This window comes from Citrobacter amalonaticus, assembly GCF_018323885.1.
Classification (GTDB): domain Bacteria; phylum Pseudomonadota; class Gammaproteobacteria; order Enterobacterales; family Enterobacteriaceae; genus Citrobacter_A; species Citrobacter_A amalonaticus.
The window spans coordinates 3,358,250-3,381,518 of the sequence record NZ_AP024585.1; the positions used below are offsets into that span (position 1 = coordinate 3,358,250).

Consider the following 23,269-nt stretch of genomic DNA (forward strand, 5'->3'; position numbering starts at 1 on the left):
TAAAAAATCAACGCGTGATCCACAGCGTGGGCCAGGCATCTGGCCCATGCCAGCCATCACAGCTCGGCTCTTCGGCATAACGCACCAGACGAAAACGCTGACCGTCAAAACGCCAGCGAGTCTGGATGCCGCAGTCCGTTAATCCCCGCCCTTTTGCCAGGGTAACCAGTTCACGCGACTTCTCATCAAACACGGCGTTCATTAACTCCATGTCATTACTTTCCGCGCCGCTGTTAAACGGTAAACGTAGGCGTACGGCGTGTGAGGCCAGTGGTTTTTTCCGCGACACGATCCACGCCAGATCGATGGTGTTGTACGCTCCGGCTTCGCAGGCGATCATCAACAGGGCTTTGTCATCGGTAAGGGCGGTCACCCGCACCTCACGGCGTGAAGGATCGAGTGAACACTTAATGCCGTTTATTCGCCAGTTGCCGTAATCAAGAAGGTCGTTGCGTTCGTCGAGGGAGAGCGGTGTGGGTGTTGGGTTAACGACGGCTACGCCTTTCAGCGCCGGTGCCGGTGGCACGCTCAGTGGAGGATCGTCCCCTTTTTCAATCCACGCCGTTTCGCTGCCCACCCGCTTCTGCTGCGCGTCGATGAACAACAGCGCCGCTTTCAGCCCGGCCAGCGAAATGGTTTGATTGCCCTTTTGCAGGGTAATCGCCTTCCCGTCCTGAATCGTCAGCAGAAATTCAGCGATAGTCGCCGGATCATCTGTCATCAGGTGCCACGGCGTCATTCTCCAGTGATCTGGGCTCAGCGCCAACGGTTTGCCATCCAGCAACAGGCGTGGCGCGATATCCGCTTCGTTGGTGGGCGCGGTCAATCCGCCAAGATCGAGGCGCAAGACGGCATCGGTATGCGCCCCGGCACTGCGGCTCAGCGTCATCACCAGCCCGCCATGTTCACCGGTGTTACGCGCGACGCAAAAATTCTGGTTATTACAGGTTACCTGCCAGTCAGAAAAGGCCTGTTGCGCGGGCGCGGCCCACAGCAAGCGGGCCGGAATCAGGCCGAGCAGGAAAAGGAAAATAACGCGATAGCGCATGGACGGTAATAACCCCAGAAGTCAAACGAACAACACAGGTCGTATCTTCGTTGTGCTGTTGACCATGCTCAATCGGATTTGTCGGATAGATTCAATCATTCGTAAAGAAATATAAACCTTATTTATCAATCCATTAAATGGGAGGATTGTAAATAGTTGAGCAATAACACGGTCTTACCGTCTCGTATTTCACCGGTTTTAATCATCTCCAGTGCCTGAGTAAACGGTAATTCCAGCACGTCGATGTCTTCGTCTTCCACACCACCCCCCGCGTTAGCACGCTGGCTTTCGCTGTATTCGGCGATAAAAAAGTGAATCAGCTCCGTCACACCGCCGGGAGACATGTACAGCTCAAAGAGCTTGCGCACCTCACCCACTTCATAGCCTGTCTCTTCAATGGCCTCTTTGCGAATGCAGGCTTCCGGCTCGTCGTTGTCCAGTAATCCTGCGCAGGTTTCAATCAACTGCCCGCTTTCGTTACCGTTCACCCACGTCGCTACGCGGAACTGACGAATCAGCACCACCGTCTTTTTCTCTGCGTTATACAGCAGGATCGTTGCCCCGTTGCCGCGATCGTACACTTCACGTTTGTGGCGGATGACATCGCCGTTCGAGCGGGTCAGATCGTAGGTAATATTGCGCAGGATGAAATAGTTATCAGAAAGGACTTTGTCTTTAACGAGGGTGATTTTTTGCGACATATCGACTCCACAGCGTAAGAAGAGAAATTATACTACGCCGTGAAGCCGGTTTTGTCTGTGTAAGATAAGGCTGATTTATGCCGGATAGAGGCGAATGGCAGGCCTGATAAGCGCAGCGCTATCAAGCCTGATGTCGGTTACGCCTTATCCGGCCTACGGGATAGTCAAACGTTTACCGCCCCAGCCAGTCGATGATCCCCTGCGCCGCATGGCGCCCTTCCGCCATCGCGGTGACCACCAGATCGGCGCCGCGAACAGCATCGCCGCCAGCAAAAATTTTCGGGTTAGTGGTCTGGTAACGGTATGCACTCTCCACGTTTGCCGCGATGCGCCCCCAGCTGTCCACTTGCACTCCATGGCTCTCCAGCCACGGCATCCCGTGCGGATGGAAACCAAACGCCATGATCACAGCATCTGCCGGCATCACAAATTCACTGCCAGCAATTGGCACCGGACGGCGGCGTCCCTGGGCATCCGGCTCACCCAATTGCGTACGCAGAAAACGAATGCCGCAAACGCGCCCGTCCGCGCTCAGTTCCAGATCGACCGGCTGTACGTTGAACTCGAACTTCGCCCCTTCCTCACGCGCGTTTTTCACCTCTTTCTTCGAACCCGGCATGTTGGCTTCGTCACGGCGATAGGCGCAGGTGACCTGGCTTGCGCCATGACGCAGCGCGGTACGGACACAGTCCATCGCCGTGTCGCCTCCGCCCAACACCACCACGTTAAGTCCGGCGGTGTTGATGTACGGCTCTTCAGGACATTCGTCCAGTCCCATCACCTGTTTAGTATTGGCGATCAGGAATGGCAGCGCGTCATAGACGCCCGGAGCCTCTTCGTTAGGCAGGTCGGCCTTCATCGAACGATAGGTTCCCACGCCGACAAATACGGCATCGTAATCCTCGAGCAGCGCCTCCATTTTCACATCCCTGCCCACTTCGCAGTTCAGCTCAAAATGGATCCCCATCGCGCTAAAAATTTCCCGACGACGCGCCAGCAGTGATTTATCCAGTTTGAAGGCCGGGATGCCAAAGGTCAGCAGCCCGCCGATTTCAGGGTGACGATCAAAAACCGTGGCGCTGACGCCGTGACGCGCCAGCACGTCGGCGCAGGCAAGCCCTGCCGGACCGGCGCCAATAATCGCCACACGCTTATCGACCTTCTGGACATGACTCAGATCCGGCCGCCAGCCGTTACCCAGCGCGCGGTCAGAAATGTAGCGTTCAATGTTGCCGATCGTCACCGCGCCGTGCTCGTCGCGCACCGTACAGGCGCCCTCGCACAGTCGGTCTTGTGGACAAACGCGCCCGGTGATTTCCGGCAGACAATTCGTCTGGTGAGACAACTCCACTGCCGCATCAATATTTCCGGCTTTCACCAGTTCAATCCACTGAGGGATGTGGTTATGTAGCGGGCAGGTCCATTCGCAAATGCTGTGTTCACCACACTTCAGGCAGCGTGAGGCCTCCCGCTCCGCCTGAGCCGTGCGAAACGGCAGATAGATTTCATCAAAGCTGACTTTTCGCGCGTCGATAGCCAGTTTATCCGGCTCACCGCGCGCCGACGTCGCGTGCATTTGCTCAATTTTGCTCATTGCGGGGAAAGCGGTCGCTGTGGCATCGGCATGCCACGGCTGATTCTCCTGCCGGGCAGTACGTAAACGTCGCGCTTTCGCCAGCCGGGTTAACGACCCTTCCGTCACCAGTTGCAGTGCGTCCGCAGGACAGTTCTCCACGCAGGCCGGCCCCTTTTCCCGCCCCTGACAGAGGTCGCATTTATGTGCTGTGGCTTTGACCTGATCGTTGGCGACGGGGGTCAGGACGATTTGCATGGTGCCAAACGGACAAGCCACCACGCAGGATTTACAGCCGATACACTTTTGCTGATTGACCTGCACGCTGTCGTTGACGTGGCTTATCGCTCCATTCGGACAACTGCGGGCGCAGGGCGCATCTTCGCAATGGTGGCAGGTCACTGCACTTCGCTGATGCTGATGCCTGATAACCGTGATCCGGGGCTGGTAGTGACGTTGGCTAAGGACGTGTTGCTCTTCATTGTGGGCCAAAACGCAAGCGACTTCACAGGCATGGCATCCCAGGCACTGTTGGCTGTTGGCCATAATAAAACGGTTCATGGCGACCTTCTTTTTTGGTTGTAAAAACCTTATTCTTTATATAAGTGTTGTTATTAACCGACTGACCACACGTCGGCAATGTTCATTTGCCCAGGAAGCACAACTATTTCTACAGAACCTGTGGCAGATCAATTTATTTCAGCCAGAGTGAAATTACGTTTCAGATCTGCGAGAGATTTTTACCGTAAGCACTTTTAAAGGAAATTACGCGTGTGATCGTCAAACGCCCCGTCTCGGCCAGCCTGGCCCGGGCCTTTTTTTACATTGTCCTGCTCTCGATTCTCTCAACCGGCGTTGCGTTACTGACGCTGGCCAGCAGCCTGCGGGATGCCGAAGCCATTAACGTGGCGGGTTCATTACGTATGCAGAGCTATCGTCTGGGGTACGATCTGCAAAGCCACAGCCCGCAATTAAACGCCCATCGTCTGCTCTTTCAGCAAGCCCTCAACTCATCGGCGTTAAGCAATCTGAATGCCTGGTATGTGCCTCAGGCGGTGAAAGGTCGCTACGCGCAACTGCATGCCAACTGGCTGGAGATGAATGCCCGCCTGATTGATGGGGATCTGCAGTGGTATCAGAACAACATTAACGCCTACGTCGATAAGATCGATCTCTTCGTGCTGGCCTTGCAGCACTATGCCGAGCGCAAAGTGATGCTGGTGGTGGGGATCTCGCTGGCGGGCGGTATCGGGATTTTTACCCTCGTCTTTTTCACCCTGCGCCGTATTCGTCATCAGGTTGTGCGCCCACTGAACCAACTGGTAATGGCCAGCCAGCGCATCGAACACGGTCAGTTTGATTCGCCGCCGCTGGATACGCACCTTCCCAACGAACTGGGGCTACTGGCGAAGACCTTTAATCAGATGTCGAGCGAGTTGCATAAGCTGTACCGCTCGCTGGAAGCGAAGGTCGAAGAAAAGACCCACGATCTCCATGAAGCCAAGCGACGTCTGGAAGTGCTGTACCAGTGTTCTCAGGCGCTAAATACCAGTCAGATTGATGTGCACTGCTTCCGCCATATTTTGCAGATTGTCCGTGATAATGAAGCGGCACTATTTCTGGAGCTTACCGTCGGCGAAAACTGGCGTATCAGTGAAGGTGAAAAACAGGCCGACCTGCCGATGCAAATCCTGCCGGTGACCATGCAGGAGACGGTCTACGGCGAGCTGCACTGGCAAAGTCAGCATGTCGCCAGCGCGATCCCGCTGTTAAACAGCGTATCGACAATGCTGGGGCGCGGCCTGTACTTCAACCATGCGCAGAAACACTTCCAGCAACTGTTGCTGATGGAAGAACGCGCCACTATTGCCCGTGAACTGCATGACTCTCTGGCGCAGGTGCTTTCGTATCTGCGCATTCAGTTGACGCTGCTCAAACGCGCCATTCCTGAGGATAACGCCCCGGCGCAGGCCATTATGGATGACTTCTCGCGGGCGCTGAACGACGCCTATCGTCAGTTGCGTGAACTGCTGACCACCTTCCGTCTAACCCTGCAACAGGCTGATTTACCTTCCGCACTGCATGAAATGCTCGAAGCGCTACAAGGGCAAACTGCCGCTAAACTCACTCTGGACTGCCGGTTGCCGACGCTGGCGCTCGATGCGCAGATGCAGGTCCATCTGTTACAGATTATCCGGGAAGCGGTGCTCAACGCGATGAAGCACGCCAGTGCCAGTGAGATTGCCGTTAGCTGTGTGACAGCGCCGGATGGCAATCACACGGTGTATATTCGCGATAACGGCGTGGGCATTGGCGAACCTAAAGAACCGGCGGGGCATTACGGCCTGAACATTATGCGCGAGCGCGCGGAACGTCTTGGCGGCACGTTAAGTTTTTCGCAGCCTTCCGGCGGTGGGACGTTAGTGAGCATTAGCTTTCGCTCGACAGAATCAGAAGAGGATGCGAGTCATCTGGCATAAAATCTCACAAAACCGGACGTGAGCATGTGGGAAGCTGACAAACACTGTAATCAGGCATGATAATTTACATTATCTCCTTTTTTTCTCCACGTTTGGCTCGTACCTTCCCGATACAGTGAAGCAAGTCATACCTATAAAGATATGTAGAATAATGAGGTCCTCTTTCTGATGGCGAATTTCTTTATCGATCGCCCCATATTTGCCTGGGTGCTGGCTATTCTGTTGTGTCTGACAGGTACCCTGGCGATTTTCTCTTTGCCGGTGGAGCAATATCCTGATCTGGCGCCGCCAAACGTGCGCATCACGGCAAACTATCCTGGCGCTTCCGCCCAAACGCTGGAAAACACCGTCACCCAGGTCATTGAGCAGAACATGACCGGCCTCGATAATCTGATGTACATGTCATCGCAAAGCAGCGGCACCGGACAAGCGTCGGTTACGCTGAGCTTCGTGGCGGGCACCGATCCGGATGAAGCCGTACAACAGGTCCAGAACCAGTTACAGTCGGCGATGCGTAAACTGCCGCAGGCGGTACAGAACCAGGGTGTCACGGTCCGTAAGACCGGGGATACCAACATCCTGACGATTGCTTTTGTCTCCACCGACGGGTCGATGGATAAGCAGGATATCGCGGACTACGTAGCCAGTAATATTCAGGATCCGCTCAGCCGGGTGAGCGGCGTCGGCGACATCGATGCCTACGGCTCGCAATATTCCATGCGCATCTGGCTGGATCCGGCAAAGCTCAACAGCTTCCAGATGACGGCGAAAGATGTCACCGACGCCATTGAGTCGCAGAACGCGCAGATCGCCGTCGGACAGCTTGGCGGAACCCCTTCCATTGATACCCAGGCGCTGAATGCCACCATTAACGCCCAGTCGCTGCTGCAAACGCCGGAACAGTTTCGCGCCATTTCGCTACGTGTCAATCAGGATGGCTCAGAAGTAACCCTGGGCGATGTCGCCACCGTCGAAATGGGGGCTGAGAAGTATGACTATCTCAGCCGCTTCAATGGCAATGCGGCATCCGGTCTTGGAGTGAAACTGGCGTCGGGGGCCAACGAAATGGCCACCGCGACCCAGGTCATTAAGCGTCTGGATGAACTGGCGCAATACTTCCCACATGGTCTTGAGTACAAGGTGGCCTATGAAACCACCTCCTTCGTTAAAGCCTCGATTGAAGACGTGGTGAAAACACTGCTGGAAGCCATCGCGCTGGTGTTCCTCGTGATGTACCTGTTCCTGCAAAATTTCCGCGCCACGCTGATCCCCACTATTGCCGTACCGGTGGTACTGATGGGGACGTTTTCGGTGCTCTATGCCTTCGGCTACAGCATCAATACCCTGACGATGTTTGCGATGGTACTGGCAATCGGCCTGCTGGTGGATGACGCCATCGTGGTTGTGGAAAACGTCGAGCGTATTATGAGTGAGGAAGGCCTCACGCCGCGCGAGGCGACGCGAAAATCGATGGGACAAATTCAGGGTGCGCTGGTCGGTATCGCGATGGTGCTGTCAGCCGTCTTCGTACCGATGGCCTTTTTTGGCGGAACCACCGGGGCAATCTACCGTCAGTTCTCCATTACCATTGTGGCGGCGATGGTGCTTTCCGTTCTGGTGGCGATGATCCTTACCCCTGCCCTGTGCGCCACTTTGCTTAAACCACTGCATAAAGGCGAGCATCACGGGCAAACCGGTTTCTTCGGCTGGTTTAACCGTACCTTCAACCGTAACGCCGAACGCTACGAAAAAGGCGTTGCCAAAATTCTGCATCGCAGCCTGCGCTGGCTCCTGATTTATGTGCTGCTGCTTGGCGCGATGGTGGTTCTGTTCCTGCGTCTGCCGACCTCGTTCCTGCCGCTGGAAGATCGCGGCATGTTTATCACCTCGGTTCAGTTGCCAAGCGGCTCAACGCAGCAACAAACCTTAAAAGTGGTACAGGAAGTCGAGAAATATTATTTCACCCAGGAAAAGGATACCGTCCAGTCCGTCTTTGCGACGGTCGGTTCTGGCCCAGGGGGCAACGGTCAGAACGTGGCGCGTATGTTTGTACGCCTGAAAGACTGGAGCGAACGCGACCCGACGACTGGCACCTCGTTTGCCATTATCGAACGTGCGACGAAGGCGTTTAACAAAATCAAAGAGGCGCGCGTGTTCGCCAGCAGTCCGCCTGCCATCAGCGGTCTCGGCAGTTCCGCAGGTTTTGATATGGAACTACAAGATCACGCCGGCGCCGGTCATGACGCCTTAATGGCCGCGCGTGACCAACTGCTTCGCCTGGCGTCGCAGGATAGCGCCCTGACTCGTGTACGACACAACGGTCTGGACGACAGTCCTCAGTTGCAAATTGATGTCGACCAACGCAAAGCGCAGGCGCTGGGTGTATCCATTGACGACATCAACGATACGTTGCAGACCGCCTGGGGATCGAGCTACGTCAACGACTTTATGGACCGTGGCCGCGTCAAGAAGGTCTACGTCCAGGCGGCAGCGAAATACCGTATGCTGCCAGACGACATCAACCTGTGGTACGTGCGCAATAACAGCGGCGGTATGGTGCCTTTCTCCGCCTTCGCCACCTCTCGCTGGGAGACGGGTTCTCCACGTCTGGAGCGCTACAACGGCTATTCCGCCGTCGAAATTGTCGGTGAAGCCGCACCAGGAGTGAGTACCGGGACAGCGATGGATGTGATGGAGTCGCTGGTGCGTCAGTTGCCGACCGGATTTGGACTGGAATGGACCGCCATGTCTTACCAGGAGCGACTCTCCGGAGCGCAGGCTCCGGCCCTGTATGCCATTTCACTGTTGGTGGTATTCCTGTGCCTGGCTGCGCTGTATGAAAGTTGGTCAGTACCGTTCTCAGTGATGCTGGTGGTGCCCTTGGGGGTCATCGGCGCGTTGCTTGCGACCTGGATGCGTGGCCTGGAAAATGATGTCTATTTCCAGGTCGGGCTGTTGACGGTCATTGGGCTTTCGGCGAAAAACGCCATTTTGATCGTTGAATTTGCCAATGAGATGAATGAGAAAGGACACGATCTGCTGGATGCGACGCTACATGCATGTCGACAGCGCTTACGTCCGATCCTGATGACCTCACTGGCGTTTATCTTTGGCGTACTGCCGATGACGATCAGCAGCGGCGCAGGCTCCGGCGGTCAACACGCCGTCGGGACGGGCGTCATGGGCGGGATGATCTCGGCAACGGTGCTGGCAATGTACTTCGTGCCGCTGTTTTTCGTGCTGGTACGTCGCCGCTTCCCACTGAAGCCGCGTCCGGAATAACAGACAAAAAAAGGCGACCTGCCAACGGGTCGCCCTTTCTGTGTGATGAATCTCACACGGTATGTTCTGTTATTTGGTCATCCTTCCAGAAATTTATTTGCGAAGCATAACTTCGATAAAATCTTTCCAGTTCCCCAGTTCGCGTTCAATCATAACAACCTCTGCTTCTTATTATGGGTATTCTACAAAAACATTCTCATCTGGTGAAGACAAATTAACCGATTGCTGTGATTACATCCTCCGGGGTGTGGTTGATGTGATTACTATGGCGCGGTCACCATAAATTTTATGTGACTTACTGCAATAATTCGCAACAATCATACCTTATCTGGTACTTCTTCAATTTCGATTAAAAACAAGTGACTGCGTCGGAGAAAATTCCGAATTTTGATTAAGAAGAAAATTCCAACAAATTCAGGAATTATTATTCACATTACTTCAACAATGTTATATTTACCGATCACGATTAAATGACAAGATGTATTATCGGACGTAACGATATTGATGATTATATAATCAGTTTACGTTAATAAGGATGCACATGATTACCCTCTACGGTATTAAAAATTGCGACACCATTAAAAAGGCCCGCCGCTGGTTGGAAGCGCGTGGCATTGACTACCGTTTTCATGATTACCGTGTCGATGGTCTGGACAGCACACTTCTCACTTCATTTATCAATGAATTAGGGTGGGAACCGCTTCTCAACACCCGTGGGACGACGTGGCGAAAACTGGATGAAACCACACGCAGTCACATCACGGATGCCGCGTCCGCCGCCGCATTAATGACTGAAATGCCGGCAATCATCAAACGCCCATTGCTCTGTGCGCCCGGGAAGCCTATGCTGCTGGGTTTTAGTGAATCCAGTTATCAGCAGTTTTTTGACGAGGTGTAGTCTATGTCGTGCCCGGTTATTGAGCTGACACAACAGCTTATTCGCCGCCCTTCCCTGAGCCCGGATGATGCCGGATGTCAGGCGTTGATGATTGAGCGCCTGCGTGCGATCGGTTTTACCGTTGAGCGCATGGATTTTGCGGATACACAGAATTTTTGGGCATGGCGCGGACAGGGTGAGACGCTGGCGTTTGCCGGTCACACCGACGTCGTGCCGGCGGGCGATGCCGATCGCTGGATCAACCCACCTTTCGAGCCAACCATCCGCGACGGGATGTTGTTCGGCCGCGGCGCGGCGGATATGAAAGGTTCGCTGGCGGCCATGGTGGTGGCGGCAGAGCGTTTTGTCGCTCAGCACCCGAACCACAAAGGGCGCCTGGCGTTCCTGATCACCTCCGATGAAGAGGCCAGCGCGAAAAACGGCACCGTTAAGGTGGTTGAGGCGCTGATGGCGCGAAATGAGCGCCTGGATTACTGTCTGGTCGGCGAACCCTCAAGTACCGAAGTCGTGGGTGACGTGGTGAAAAACGGCCGTCGCGGATCGCTCACCTGTAACCTGACTATCCACGGTGTGCAGGGTCACGTCGCCTATCCACACCTGGCGGATAACCCGGTACATCGCGCCGCGCCGATGCTCAATGAACTGGTGAATATTGAGTGGGATCAGGGCAATGAGTTTTTCCCGGCCACCAGCATGCAGATTGCCAACGTCCAGGCGGGTACCGGTAGCAATAACGTCATCCCCGGTGAACTGTTTGTGCAGTTCAACTTCCGTTTCAGTACCGAACTGACTGACGAGATGATCAAAGCGCGGGTGCACGCGCTGCTCGAGAAACATCAGTTGCGCTATACCGTTGACTGGTGGCTCTCTGGCCAGCCGTTCCTGACCGATCGCGGGAAACTGGTGGATGCAGTCGTGAACGCCATCGAGCACTATAATGAAATTAAACCGCAGTTACTGACCACGGGCGGTACGTCCGATGGACGGTTTATCGCTCGTATGGGGGCGCAGGTCGTAGAGCTCGGTCCGGTGAATGCCACGATTCATAAAATTAATGAATGTGTGAACGCCGCCGACCTGCAACTGCTTGCCCGTATGTATCAACGTATAATGGAACAACTCGTCGCCTGACGAGGTTCCTGCAAGAGGTAACGCGCATGGACTGGCTGGCAAAATATTGGTGGATTCTGGTGCTGGTGTTTTTGGTAGGTGTGCTGCTGAATGTGATCAAGGATCTCAAACGCGTCGACCACAAAAAATTCCTCGCGAATAAACCGGAACTTCCCCCGCATCGTGATTTTAACGATAAGTGGGATGACGACGACGATTGGCCGAAGAAAGACCAACCGAAGAAATAAACCAGAGCCGGAAGGGGTTTCCCCATTCCGGCTTTGTCTTTTAGATCATCTCAATTACGTCATCATCGTTCGGCGTACCGCCGCTGAGCGCTTCATCAAAGTAGTGCTTCGGCACGGTATAGCGCAAATGGTCGAGTGCAAACTGCATGCTACGGTCGTCAATCGCGTGACCGAGGTCTTCCACAATATCCAGCGTGACATCCCCGCCTGCGCTTAACAGCGCATCCTGGGCGGCTACCGCATGCGAAAGCTCAATGACCCGGTCTTCCCCACCGTGAATCAGATGAATCGTGGTGGCGGTCGATGCCGTTTCCGGCAGGCTGGCGTAGCGTCCGTTAAACGCAATCACCCGCGAGGCCAGCCCAGGCTCGGCTTTGATGCTCTCCAGCGCCATAATCGCGCCCTGCGAGAAACCAATCAGCGCCGTGGCATTTGCCCCTACGCCACTCTGTTTTTGCCAGTAACGTACGGTTTCGATAAACACCGGCATGATAGCGTCAATCCGTGCCTGACGGTTCTCTTCCGTCACCCCTTGCACGGAAAACCACTGCCGCCCGGATGCCGGTCCGCTCGGCTCAACGCCGCCGATACTGACCACCAGCGCGTCCGGGAAGAGAGGGGCAAACCACGAACCAATCTCTCCCATCGCAACGGGGTTATCACCCACGCCATGAAACAGCAGCAACAGCTGTTGAGCAGGTTGGGCCGGACTTTGAACAACAAAATGGTCATGTTTCATGGCGATCTCCTTAACTGATGTCGTTAATTCTACGCTGCTCAATCGCAATGACCATGCCAGAAAATTGAAGGAGTTAGTGAAAAAATTGCCATTGCAGAATGCCATTACGGTCATGCTCAGTCCGTGCGGGATCCAGCCCGGCTAACGCCTGCGCCGCCTCTTCCCGCTGACGCTTCAGCAGTGCTTTGCGCCCTGAAAGGCGCAATGTCACACAGAGTTCCGCATCGCTGAGGCGTGCTTGCAGGCTGCCCCGCAGCGCCGGTAGCGGCAACGCGCTGGTCGACAGCAGGCGGTTCAGACCACCGAGAGAGGTCAACAACGGACGGTGCGCGAAAGCAAACCCTGCCAGCGTCTGCCAGTCATCTTCATTAAGCGTAGTCGCTTTCAGCGGTTCAACCGGGATCGCCTCCCCATTCCACCGCGTAAGAATATCCGCATCGCGACGCAAACGGTGGTGCTCATATTCGGCCAGGCGCCTGCCTGCCGCGCTTAGCGGTAAGAGCGCCATTGCGGTATAGCAGCCGCTACTGGCCTCCTTGTGGTTGCCTACCCGCACCAAGATAAAACCACAGCGCTGCCAGAAGCGCCACAGCTCCGGCGTATAGCCAAAGCTCACGGAAAGATAGTCACAGTGTGCCGTATGAGCCTGCGCGATCAGCTGTTGTCCAATCCCCTCACGCTGACGTCCCGGATGGACGGCAATGCGACTGATTCGACGACCGGTCAGGGTAGCCGCCAGCGGATCGCCACCGTGTGCCGCCAGCGACTGCGCGACGAGATTCCCCCGCGGTCGCCGAAATCCCGCCCAGACCGCCTGGCTGAGTTCGGGAGCAAGACCGCCTTCCTCAACCAGCCAGAGTGCCCCGACGATTTCCCTGTCACAGGTGGCGTGGAAAAAATGCTGCCCCGGCGCATCCATCATTCGGCGTAGATCCAGCGGAGAGGTACGATAATGCGCCCCGGAAAGCAGCCGATAGACCGCCAGAGGCATTTCCGGTTGCGTCTGCCAGGCGTCCTGTTCGAAAGGCCTAATCACCATGCAGCCCTGCGGGGTAGTTGCAAAATCGTCATCATCAAAAACCAGCGCGTCGCTAACCCATTTCTCCAGCGGACATCCCTGCGCCCAGCGGACGGGTTGCTGAAGTTCATAACGCTGTCGTTCCGGGAAGCGGGCGCAAAATTTTAACAAAAAGCCGCGTCCGGTGCCTTCGTAGCCCTGTACGGTCGTTGTCAGTAGGGCGCGCGGAAAACGGGAAACCAGACGCTGAAGGAGCGGCGCAGGGATCGCCGCCGCCTCATCCACCACCAGCCAGTCGGCATCAACCTCCACACTCAGCAGCGCATCTGGCGCCATAAAGCGGAAACGGTCACCGGCAAATTGCGCCAGCACGTCCGTTGCCGCTTTCGCCGGTGCCGTCACAAGGGCGTTGCCCGTAATACGTGAAATCAACTGACCGGCCAGCGCCGATTTTCCACGTCCACGCGCGGCGGTCACCGTGGCGATCCCTTCGGGCATCCGGAGCAGTTGCGTCAGAATAGCGGCCTGTTCCGGCAGCGGCGCACCGGTTGCGGACTGCCAGTGAGGACGTTCTGAAAAATACGGTACGCAAAACGGCTGCGACTGTTGCCAGCACAGCGTCTGTTCATCCGCCGCGATGAGGCGACGAATGCGGTGGATAAAATGGGGAGTCGCAATAGGTTGCGCGCAGTCGCTCCAGCGCAGCGAATCATTATCAGGACAGAGATGCCAGCGCGCCAGTGTCGGCGTGAGTAACACCAGCCAACTGCCCGCGCGCAGCGTTCCGCTTAAGGCAGCAAAAGCCGCCGCATCAAACCCGGCCAGAGCATCGAAAACGGCATGGTGGAATTCACGTCCCAGTAACGTTTGCAGCGCCAGCGGCGTGCAACTGGGTTCGGCGGCGGCATCAGGGGAAACCCATAGCCAGTCGCCGGGCAACGTGTCGCGCAGGTGCTGTACTTGTTCATGACACCAGGACGCCTCGCCGCTCAGCACCAGCAGGCGGCGAATCCCCTCCCGGGTCATTTGCGCGGTTAACGCATTCAGCGCGGTGTAACCAGACATCCCTGCCTCAGAAGTTAAAAACCTTTACCAAAGGTATTACATTGCGCCGGATTGCCACTATCGAAACCGCGCTTAAACCAGCGATAGCGCTGCTCTGACGTCCCGTGGGTGAAGCTGTCCGGAACGACGCGCCCCTGACTTTGCTGCTGGAGACGATCGTCGCCAATCGCTTCGGCGGCATTCAATGCTTCTTCCAGATCGCCGGACTCCAGTACGCCCTGCTGCTGCATGCTGTTGCCCCAGACACCGGCAAAGCAGTCCGCCTGTAGTTCCATACGGACAGAGAGTTGGTTGATTTCCGCCTGCGAGGCGTTCTGCTGCATCTGACGCACTTTCGGCTCGATGCCAAGCAGTTTCTGGACGTGATGACCGACTTCGTGAGCAATCACATACCCCTGAGCGAAATCACCGTCCGCGCCCAGTTTGTCTTTCATGTCATCGTAGAAGGAGAGATCGATATAGACCGTGCTATCCGCCGGGCAATAAAACGGCCCCATGATGGATTGTCCGGTACCGCAGCCAGTTCGCGTTGCTCCACGGTACATCACGAGCTTTGGCGGTTGATAGGTACGCCCCATTTTTTCAAACTGCTGTCCCCAGGAGTCTTCTGTCGTTGCCAGAATCACCGAGGTAAATTTTGCTGCTTCATCTTCATTCGGGCTGATGGAACGCTGAGACTGCTGCTGAGAGACCGGTTGTCCCGTCATCAGTCCGGTTAAATCGACGCCGTAATACCCGGCAACCAGCACGACGATGAGCAGAATAATTCCGCCTTTGCCGCTCGGCAGACGAAATCCTGGCCCGCCCAGAGAGGGACCACCGCCTGAGCTGCTGCGCCTGTCTTCCACATTGTCACTTTCACGACGCCCTTGCCAGCGCATACTTACCTCAACATTCTATTCGTTATGATGATGATCGTAGGCGGTTCAGCGGAAGATTACCACAGGAAAACAAGATTGAAGTGCGAAGAGCGGGTCGGAGAGCATCCCCGACCCGAAAGGTAAGTTAGTCGAGATTCACACCCAGACGACGCGCCACGGTTTCATAGGCTTCAATCAGGCCACCCAGGCTCTGACGGAAACGGTCTTTGTCCATTTTCTCGAGGGTCTCTTTGTCCCACAGACGGCTACCGTCCGGAGAGAATTCATCGCCGAGCACCACTTCGCCTTTGTACAGACCGAACTCCAGTTTGAAGTCGACGAGGATCAGTCCTGCGTCATCGAACATTTTTTTCAGCACATCGTTCGCTTTATAGGTCAGCTCTTTCATTCGTGCCAGATTCTCTTTGCTCACCCAACCAAAGGTTTCGCAGTAGGAATCGTTGACCATTGGGTCATGCATTGCATCGTTTTTCAGGAACAGGTCGAATAACGGCGGATTCAGTTCGATGCCCTCTTCAATACCCAGACGTTTAACCAGAGAGCCTGCCGCACGGTTACGCACCACGCACTCGACCGGCACCATATCCAGCTTTTTCACCAGACATTCGGTATCAGAGAGCAGTCGCTCCATCTGCGTCGGGATACCCGCTTCGGCCAGTTTGGTCATGATGAAATAGTTGAACTTGTTATTCACCATACCTTTACGATCAAACTGCTCAATGCGCGCGCCATCCCCTGCTGACGTATCATTGCGGAATTCGAGCACCAACAGGTCCGGGTTTTCCGTGCTGTATACGGTCTTCGCTTTACCACGATACAACTCAGCTTGCTTTTGCATCTTCATTACTCCTGGGTGTGATCATTTGTATTCAAAACGGGGAATATTATGCCACGCACACGTTTGCGTAGCACGGAAATAAAAAGGGCCGGATTTCTCCAGCCCTGTTTTTTTACTTGCTAAACGCTGCCTGGAAGATAGCAACCAGCGCGTCGTTCTGGCTCTGCGTCAGGGTATGCCCCTTCGGATCGATAAACTGCAAGCTGCTGCGGTTGTCTAAATCACCGACCTGCAGTTTGTAGTCACCGGAAGAGAGCCCTGGATCGCGAGCGCCCAGCTCCTGCCAGCCGCTATCGGACAGCGGTTTGTAGGTAACAGCCATACTCCCCTGCGAACGGGTACTGTCGGTCACTTTCATGCCGACTTTCTCCAGTGCTGCCGGGAGGCGCTGCCAGACGACGTTGAATGGGCCACGCACCACCAGCATCGGTAAACCGGTGTCATCCGCGGCGCTCTGCACATCCATCGTGGCGGCAGAACGGTTCTGTGCAGCATTCGCGGCGTCAGTCGCGGTCTTATCAAGGCCCGCAGAAATCACGTTCATCATCTCAGTGCTATAACGCTGCAGTGAAGCGGCATCCGCCACAGGCTTACCGGCCTGCTCAAGGTTGACCAGTTTCACCATCACCGCCTGCTGATAGCCCTGCGGTTTAACCGAGATTTGATAACGGCCACGGTACTGCTCGTCTTCGTCCAGACGGTTCCAGTCAACCCAACCGGTTGTCAGCGTCTGGCTGGCATCATCACGTTTTTCAATCGTGTAGTTTTTAGACTGAATCACGCTGACCACCTGCGGCCACAGCGTATTTCCACGCCCGTTTTCCACCAGCAGCGTGGCGGTATCGCCCGCAAACTGGGTCCGGGCACCGGAAACCAGCGCCAGCGGCTGTGCCGGCGGACGGATATCCAACGCTTTCCCAACGGCACCGCTGCCGTTGGTGACCGGAATGTTGTAGTCGCTCGTGGTCACCGGCAGAATCATACCGGCAGGCGCATGAAGTTCAGCAAGCGGTGCGGCTTCCAGATAGGATTCATCACCACTCACCTGGCGCTTGTAGCGCGAGTCAGAACTACAGGCCGCGAGCAGCAAAACAAGCGAAACACCCGCAACCCTGGCCAGGCGCGACTTTTGTACTGAGTAAGCCATCAAATCTCCCTAAACTTTACAGCAAACCGGCATGCTTGAGCGCCGCTTTGACAATTTCACGACCATTGTCTGTGATGGGTGTCATCGGCAAGCGCAGCGTATCGGTCGCCACAAGGCCCAACGCCTTACATGCCCATTTCACTGGGATTGGGTTGGGTTCGACAAACAGTTTGTTATGTAACGGCATCAGACGCTGATTAATGGTACGCGCCTCGGCAAAACGCCCTTCCGCCGCCAGTTTGCACATTTCCGCCATATCACGCGCCGCAACGTTAGACGTCACGGAGATCACGCCATGACCGCCTAACTGCATAAAGTCCATCGCGGTCGCGTCATCGCCGCTGAGCAGCAGAAAATCATCGGAAACCAGCTCTTTGATCTGGTGAACCCGACTTAAGTTCCCTGTCGCCTCTTTAATTGCGACAATATTTTTTAATTCCGCCAGACGACCAACGGTTTCCGGCAGCATATCGCAACCGGTACGGGATGGCACATTATACAGAATTTGGGGCAGGTCAGTATGTTCCGCGATGGCTTTGAAATGCTGGAACAAACCTTCCTGAGTCGGACGGTTGTAGTAAGGCGTTACCGTCAGGCAGCCGACAATTCCGCTGTCATTGAAACGCTGCGTCAGACTAATGGCTTCTGCGGTCGCGTTCGCGCCCGTACCGGCAATCACCGGGATACGCCCATCAGCCAGCTCCAGCGTCATCATCACCACATCGCCATGTTCATCATGACTCAGCGTAGCGGACTCACCGGTAGTGCCAACAGAAACGATCGCCGAGGTGCCACTGGCGACATGATAATCAATCAGTTTTTTCAGGCTTGACCGGCAGACATTACCTTTTTCATCCATCGGTGTAACAAGCGCGACAATACTTCCCGTGAACATGGGCCATCCTCTGTGCAAACAAGTGTCTCAATGTTACGTTTGGTACGACAATAAAAGCAAGCGACGAGAGCCCTTCTGATTGTTGTATGCAGGTTTTTTTTATGCTTTCCTTATGATTACCCCACCTCTCAAAGGAAGAACAGGTTTGACACCTTCATCGCAACATTACCTGGTTATTACTGCGCTGGGTGCCGATCGCCCTGGAATTGTGAACACGATCACCCGCCATGTCAGCAGTTGCGGCTGTAATATCGAAGACAGTCGCCTGGCCATGTTGGGCGATGAGTTTACGTTTATCATGCTGCTGTCGGGTACCTGGAATGCCATCACCCTGATCGAATCGACCCTGCCGTTGAAAGGTGCAGAGCTGGATTTACTGATTGTGATGAAGCGTACGACGGCGCATCCCCGTCCGCCAATGCCGGCAACGGTATGGGTTCAGGTTGATGTACCGGATTCGCCACATTTAATTGAACGATTTACAGCCCTGTTTGATAACCATCGAATGAACATTGCGGAACTGGTTTCGCGCACGCAACCTGCTGAAAATGATAAGGCGGCGCAGTTATACATCCAGATTACCGCCCACAGTCCGGCATCGGATGATGCCGCAAATATTGAACAGGCCTTTAAAGCACTATGTACAGAACTCAATGCACAAGGCAGTATTAACGTTGTTAATTATTCACAACATGATGAACAGGATGGAGTTAAGTAATGAATCCACTGAAAGCCGGTGACATCGCACCGAAATTTAGCTTGCCGGATCAAGACGGAGAACAAGTAAATTTGACCGACTTCCAGGGACAGCGTGTGCTGGTCTATTTCTATCCGAAAGCCATGACACCAGGCTGTACCGTTCAGGCCTGTGGCCTGCGAGATAACATGGATGAGCTGAAAAAAGCAGGTGTAGACGTGCTGGGCATCAGCACTGACAAGCCTGAAAAGCTTTCCCGTTTTGCCGAAAAAGAGCTGCTTAACTTTACCCTGCTGTCCGACGAGGATCATCAGGTCTGCGAGCAGTTTGGCGTCTGGGGCGAGAAATCCTTTATGGGGAAAACCTATGATGGGATCCATCGCATCAGCTTCTTGATTGACGCTGACGGTAAGATTGAACACGTTTTCGATGATTTCAAAACCAGTAATCACCACGATGTGGTGCTGAACTGGCTGAAAGAAAACGCCTGACTTTCACGCTGCCGGATGACGGCTGACGCCCTGTCCGGCCTACCGTGTGTAGGCCGGGTAATCGGCTGTCTGTTTAAGCGTCCTTTTTTACACTCGCCTTTTTATCTCGCGCTACCTTTTTGCCTTTCGCTCAGAGCGCATCGACTAACACACAGTTCACCACTTCCCTGTTACATAAACGCCTCAGGACTCGTCAACGACCTGCGCATCCGGCCAGGCATGGACAACGGCCTTGATTAACGTCGCCAGCGGAATGGCGAAGAACACGCCCCAGAATCCCCACAGGCCGCCAAAGATCACCACTGACAGGATAATCACCAGCGGATGCAAATTGACTGCTTCAGAAAACAGCACCGGCACCAGCAGGTTGCCGTCCAGCGCCTGGATAATCAAATAGACGGCGAAACAACTCCAGAACTCGGTCCCCAGACCGAACTGGAACAGCGCAACGCCTACCACAGGAATAGTGACTACAAAAGCGCCAATATAGGGAATGAGTACCGAGAACCCCACCAGCACGGCCAGTAGCAGTGAGTAGTTGAGGCCAAACATCAGGAAGCCCAGCCAGGTCGCCACGCCCACCACCACCATCTCCAGCACCTTGCCGCGGATGTAGTTAGTGATTTGCTGGTTCATCTCCTTCCAGACCTGCCCCGCCAGCCCGCGATTACGCGGCAGCACACGACGCACGGCGTTCAGCATTTGCTCTTTATCTTTGACGAGGAAGAACACCATCAGCGGCACCAGCACCAGATAGACCGCCAGAGTCAGCAGCCCGACCAAAGAGGCCAGCGAATATTTCACTACCGAATCGCCCATCGTCAGCATGCGGGTGCGCATATTTTCCGCCATCGCATCGATAATGCCCGCATCCATTAAAGCCGGATAACGACGCGGCAGCGTAGCGGCAAAATCCGACAGTTTGTTCAACATGCCTGGCATGTCGCGAATCAGTAAGATCCCCTGTTGCCATGCCACCGGCATCACCACAAAGGCCATCAACAGCAAAATGCCGACAAATACGATCAGCACGAGAGAGGTCGCCCAGCGGCGCGAGCAGCCGATGGCTTCAAGACGCACCGTTGGCCATTCCAGCAGGTACGCCAGCACAATGGCAACCAGCAGCGGCGCCAGTAATCCGCTAAAAAAGAAAAGAATGCCAAACCCGGCAACCAGAATAACCAGCAAGGCAATCGCCTCGGGGTCGCTAAAGCGACGGCGATACCATTGCATCAACATTTCGAGCATAAAACCTTCCCTGAACCTCAATAGCGGGATTGCGATCCCGAATTGTATCGAAATGTCACAAAAAAGACTTCGCTTTTTATTGCTGATTCTGGAAACTGAAAAGTCATTTGTGCAGGGTATTCATCGACAAATTTCGCCGTTACACTGCCTGTGTCGGCAGACACGGAACGATACGACCCGGCATCGGTCAAATGACTATCTCAAAGAAAACAGGACAGAGGTTATGTTCAGGCAGTTTAAGAAGAACCTGGTTGCTACCCTCATTGCCGCGCTGACCCTGAGTCAGGTGGCTCCCGCGTTCGCAAACTCCGCGGACAGCTTGCCAGACATGGGAACCTCGGCGGCAAGTACGCTTTCCATCGGCCAGGAAATGCAGATGGGCGATTATTATGTACGCCAGCTGCGTGGCAGCGCGCCGCTGATTAACGATCCGCTGCTGGTTCAGTACATTAATGGGTTGGGTATGCGTCTGGTTTCACACGCCGATTCGGTCAAGACGCCCTTCCATTTCTTTTTGATTAACAATGACGAAATCAACGCCTTTGCTTTTTTTGGCGGTAACGTCGTGCTGCACTCTGCCCTGTTTCGCTATTCCGATAACGAAAGTCAGCTCGCCTCAGTTATGGCGCACGAAATCTCGCACGTCACCCAGCGCCACCTTGCGCGCGCCATGGAAGATCAGAAACGCAGCGCGCCGCTGACCTGGGTTGGCGCGTTAGGCTCCATTCTATTGGCGATGGCGAGCCCTCAGGCCGGGATGGCCGCGCTCACCGGCACGCTGGCGGGATCGCGTCAAGGGATGATTAGCTTCACGCAGCAAAATGAACAGGAAGCAGACCGTATCGGCATTCAGGTTTTACAACGTTCTGGATTCGATCCGCAGGCGATGCCGACTTTCCTGGAAAAACTGCTCGACCAGGCGCGTTACTCCTCGCGTCCGCCTGAAATTTTGCTGACCCACCCCCTGCCGGAAAGTCGTCTTTCAGATACCCGCAATCGCGCAAACCAGATGCGTCCGGTGGTGGTGCAATCCTCTGAAGATTTCTATCTGGCGAAAGCGCGAACTCTGGGGATGTATAACTCCGGACGAAACCAACTGACCAGCGACATGCTCGACGAGTGGGCAAAAGGTAACGTCCGACAGCAGCGCGCGGCGCAGTACGGTCGTGCGTTACAGGCGATGGAAGCCAATAAATACGACGAGGCTCGCAAAGCGCTGCAACCGCTGCTGTCCGCAGAGCCCAATAACGCCTGGTATCTGGATCTGGCCACCGACATCGACCTCGGGCAAAAGAAAACCAGTGACGCGATTGCCCGACTGAAAAAAGCGCGTGATTTGCGAATCAACCCAGTTTTGCAACTTAACCTTGCGAACGCCCTGCTACAGGGCGGTCAGCCACAAGAAGCGGCAACCATCCTTAACCGTTATACCTTTAACAACAAGGACGACGCCAACGGCTGGGATCTGTTGGCGCAGGCGGAAGCCGCGTTGTATAACCGCGATCAGGAACTGGCCGCGCGTGCGGAAGGGTATGCGTTGGCGGGCCGTCTCGATCAGGCCATCTCGTTACTGAGCAGCGCCAGTTCGCAAGTGAAGCTGGGCAGCCAACAACAGGCGCGTTACGATGCGCGCATCGACCAACTGCGCCAGTTGCAGGAACGCTTTAAGCCGTACACGAAAATGTAAAAAGGATTCTCCATGTCAAAGGCCGTAAAAATCTACCATAACCCGCGCTGCTCCAAGAGCCGCGAAACGCTGAACCTGCTGCAATCGCACGGTGTGGAGCCAGAAGTGGTGCTTTACCTGGAAACGCCTGCCGATGCCGCAACGCTGCGTCAGTTGTTGAAGATGCTGGGCATGGAAAGCGCCCGGGAACTGATGCGCCGAAAAGAGGATCTCTACGCGTCGCTCAACCTGGCTGACAGCAGTCTGAGTGAAGATGAATTGATTCAGGCGATGGTGGAACACCCGAAACTGATGGAACGTCCAATTGTAGTGGCGAACGGCCAGGCGCGTATTGGCCGTCCACCGGAACACGTGCTGGAAATCATCGGCTAATCACTCCCGCCGTAGTGCTTCGAGAAAAGCCTGCGGCGTCATCTCCCCCAGTTTTTTCTGCGCCTTGCCGGTATTATAACTTTCGCAAATTTCTGCCAGCAGTTGACTGGCTGATACGTCCTTTACCCGCGGCACAATCGCCACCAGCGGAAGGTTAACCTGAATCGCATTCTGCACGTTATGGTTTATGTAGTGCGTCATTCCTCGTGCTATCAGCCCCTGTTCCAGCCCATCAAGATGGGTGTCAGAAAAGAATGTCTCAATAGATTGTATATCAGCCGGACAGGCTGTCAGCAGCGCATCCAGCCATTTCATGACCAGATGCGGCGAAATCCCGGCATACAGTCGCGCGTAGCACCAGCCGCTCACCGGTTCACGAGCCCAGAGCACATGATGCTCCCCGCCATCCTCCATATGCAGTGAAAGCGGGAGGTGATGCACCTCAAGCACATGAGGGAAATGCCCGGCCTTCAGTGCCTTTTTCCCCTGCAAAAGTGTCCCCTGACGCATCAACCTTGCAGGTTTAAGATAACGATTTAGCGTCGCACGGGAAACGTGAATGCCCAGCCCTTCATTGACCAGTAACAAAAGCTCATCTAACGGCGCGCCGGTCGCATCCCGCAGTCCGTTAATCAGCGCAATCTGCTCTTGTCTCATCGCTTTATGTATCACTTTCGGCGTAGTTTGCCGATCGGCAGTCTGCTCACGTTGTCGCCAGCGCCTGACCGTGGTGACGGAAATCCCCAGCTCAGCGGCCAGCGCTCTGTCGCTTTTATCCGACTGCTGCAGATAACGACGGATGCGCGGTGTCGTGGTGGCATTGGCATGCAGTTTTATTTCCATCGCCAAAT

21 protein-coding genes are annotated in these 23,269 nt (G+C 55.0%); 9 read left to right on the forward strand and 12 right to left on the reverse strand.

Annotated features, from left to right (window positions below):
- Positions 1 to 7 precede the first annotated feature (7 nt).
- The 3 genes from KI228_RS16005 to aegA all read right to left on the reverse strand — a co-directional run bounded on the left by KI228_RS16005 (position 8) and on the right by aegA (position 3,883).
- The gene (locus tag KI228_RS16005) at positions 8 to 1,048 is read right to left on the reverse strand and encodes a DUF1176 domain-containing protein (RefSeq protein WP_042999873.1); all 1,041 of its coding nucleotides are present in this window, start codon (positions 1,046 to 1,048) and stop codon (positions 8 to 10) included.
- Positions 1,049 to 1,173: 125 nt separating this feature from the next.
- On the reverse strand, positions 1,174 to 1,749 hold the full coding sequence (gene nudK / locus KI228_RS16010; protein WP_044256903.1) for a GDP-mannose pyrophosphatase NudK: 576 nt from the start codon (positions 1,747 to 1,749) through the stop codon (positions 1,174 to 1,176).
- 172 nt (positions 1,750 to 1,921) lie between these two features.
- Positions 1,922 to 3,883: a formate-dependent uric acid utilization protein AegA gene (gene aegA / locus KI228_RS16015; protein WP_061069789.1), complete on the reverse strand. Its 1,962-nt coding sequence runs from the start codon at positions 3,881 to 3,883 to the stop codon at positions 1,922 to 1,924.
- Positions 3,884 to 4,095: 212 nt separating this feature from the next.
- On the opposite strand from aegA, the gene narQ reads away from it, so the two are divergent.
- Positions 4,096 to 5,802 (forward strand): nitrate/nitrite two-component system sensor histidine kinase NarQ, encoded by a 1,707-nt coding sequence (gene narQ, locus KI228_RS16020; RefSeq protein WP_044256907.1) that lies wholly within the window; start codon positions 4,096 to 4,098, stop codon positions 5,800 to 5,802.
- A 168-nt stretch (positions 5,803 to 5,970) separates the two neighbouring features.
- The gene (gene acrD, locus KI228_RS16025; protein ID WP_061069788.1) at positions 5,971 to 9,084 is read left to right on the forward strand and encodes a multidrug efflux RND transporter permease AcrD; all 3,114 of its coding nucleotides are present in this window, start codon (positions 5,971 to 5,973) and stop codon (positions 9,082 to 9,084) included.
- A 93-nt stretch (positions 9,085 to 9,177) separates the two neighbouring features.
- Here acrD and ypfM read toward each other — a convergent pair whose 3' ends face one another.
- Positions 9,178 to 9,237, reverse strand: coding sequence for a protein YpfM (ypfM, locus tag KI228_RS16030; RefSeq protein ID WP_001386977.1), 60 nt, complete (start codon positions 9,235 to 9,237; stop codon positions 9,178 to 9,180).
- 388 nt (positions 9,238 to 9,625) lie between these two features.
- Between ypfM and KI228_RS16035 the strand changes: the two genes are divergently transcribed.
- From KI228_RS16035 to KI228_RS16045, 3 genes are read left to right on the forward strand one after another with little or no spacing between them, the layout of a single operon-like run.
- Positions 9,626 to 9,982: an ArsC family reductase gene (locus KI228_RS16035; protein ID WP_042999868.1), complete on the forward strand. Its 357-nt coding sequence runs from the start codon at positions 9,626 to 9,628 to the stop codon at positions 9,980 to 9,982.
- 3 nt (positions 9,983 to 9,985) lie between these two features.
- Positions 9,986 to 11,113: a succinyl-diaminopimelate desuccinylase gene (dapE, locus tag KI228_RS16040; RefSeq protein ID WP_042999867.1), complete on the forward strand. Its 1,128-nt coding sequence runs from the start codon at positions 9,986 to 9,988 to the stop codon at positions 11,111 to 11,113.
- Positions 11,114 to 11,139: 26 nt separating this feature from the next.
- Positions 11,140 to 11,340 (forward strand): YpfN family protein, encoded by a 201-nt coding sequence (locus tag KI228_RS16045; protein ID WP_012906607.1) that lies wholly within the window; start codon positions 11,140 to 11,142, stop codon positions 11,338 to 11,340.
- A 40-nt stretch (positions 11,341 to 11,380) separates the two neighbouring features.
- Here KI228_RS16045 and ypfH read toward each other — a convergent pair whose 3' ends face one another.
- From ypfH to dapA, 6 genes are all read right to left on the reverse strand, one after another.
- On the reverse strand, positions 11,381 to 12,079 hold the full coding sequence (gene ypfH, locus KI228_RS16050) for an esterase (protein WP_044256912.1): 699 nt from the start codon (positions 12,077 to 12,079) through the stop codon (positions 11,381 to 11,383).
- 73 nt (positions 12,080 to 12,152) lie between these two features.
- Positions 12,153 to 14,162, reverse strand: coding sequence for a tRNA(Met) cytidine acetyltransferase TmcA (locus KI228_RS16055; protein ID WP_061069787.1), 2,010 nt, complete (start codon positions 14,160 to 14,162; stop codon positions 12,153 to 12,155).
- Positions 14,163 to 14,176: 14 nt separating this feature from the next.
- Positions 14,177 to 15,043, reverse strand: coding sequence for a KPN_02809 family neutral zinc metallopeptidase (gene ypfJ, locus KI228_RS16060; RefSeq protein WP_042999864.1), 867 nt, complete (start codon positions 15,041 to 15,043; stop codon positions 14,177 to 14,179).
- Between the two features lie 124 nt (positions 15,044 to 15,167).
- Positions 15,168 to 15,881 (reverse strand): phosphoribosylaminoimidazolesuccinocarboxamide synthase, encoded by a 714-nt coding sequence (gene purC, locus KI228_RS16065; protein ID WP_042999863.1) that lies wholly within the window; start codon positions 15,879 to 15,881, stop codon positions 15,168 to 15,170.
- Positions 15,882 to 15,993: 112 nt separating this feature from the next.
- Positions 15,994 to 17,028 (reverse strand): outer membrane protein assembly factor BamC, encoded by a 1,035-nt coding sequence (gene bamC / locus KI228_RS16070; protein WP_042999862.1) that lies wholly within the window; start codon positions 17,026 to 17,028, stop codon positions 15,994 to 15,996.
- Positions 17,029 to 17,044: 16 nt separating this feature from the next.
- Positions 17,045 to 17,923 (reverse strand): 4-hydroxy-tetrahydrodipicolinate synthase, encoded by an 879-nt coding sequence (dapA, locus tag KI228_RS16075; protein WP_042999861.1) that lies wholly within the window; start codon positions 17,921 to 17,923, stop codon positions 17,045 to 17,047.
- Between the two features lie 145 nt (positions 17,924 to 18,068).
- Here dapA and KI228_RS16080 point away from each other — a divergent pair, with 145 nt between their 5' ends.
- Both KI228_RS16080 and bcp read left to right on the forward strand, forming a co-directional pair.
- A complete protein-coding gene (locus tag KI228_RS16080; protein ID WP_042999860.1) occupies positions 18,069 to 18,641 on the forward strand; it encodes a glycine cleavage system transcriptional repressor in 573 nt (190 codons plus the stop codon).
- Positions 18,641 to 19,111, forward strand: a complete 471-nt coding sequence (bcp, locus tag KI228_RS16085) for a thioredoxin-dependent thiol peroxidase (protein ID WP_042999859.1) — start codon at positions 18,641 to 18,643, stop codon at positions 19,109 to 19,111. The genes KI228_RS16080 and bcp overlap by 1 nt, the downstream gene beginning before the upstream one ends.
- 183 nt (positions 19,112 to 19,294) lie before the next feature.
- Here bcp and KI228_RS16090 read toward each other — a convergent pair whose 3' ends face one another.
- Complete coding sequence (locus tag KI228_RS16090) at positions 19,295 to 20,359, reverse strand: AI-2E family transporter (protein ID WP_042999858.1); 1,065 nt, start codon at positions 20,357 to 20,359, stop codon at positions 19,295 to 19,297.
- 223 nt (positions 20,360 to 20,582) lie between these two features.
- On the opposite strand from KI228_RS16090, the gene bepA reads away from it, so the two are divergent.
- Positions 20,583 to 22,046: a beta-barrel assembly-enhancing protease gene (gene bepA / locus KI228_RS16095; RefSeq protein WP_044256917.1), complete on the forward strand. Its 1,464-nt coding sequence runs from the start codon at positions 20,583 to 20,585 to the stop codon at positions 22,044 to 22,046.
- Between the two features lie 12 nt (positions 22,047 to 22,058).
- Entirely contained in the window at positions 22,059 to 22,418 is a 360-nt protein-coding gene (gene arsC, locus KI228_RS16100) for an arsenate reductase (glutaredoxin) (RefSeq protein ID WP_042999856.1), read from the forward strand.
- Here the strand turns inward: arsC and KI228_RS16105 are convergent, their stop codons facing one another.
- Entirely contained in the window at positions 22,419 to 23,261 is an 843-nt protein-coding gene (locus KI228_RS16105) for a helix-turn-helix domain-containing protein (protein WP_054176569.1), read from the reverse strand.
- Between the last annotated feature and the right edge of the window lie 8 nt (positions 23,262 to 23,269).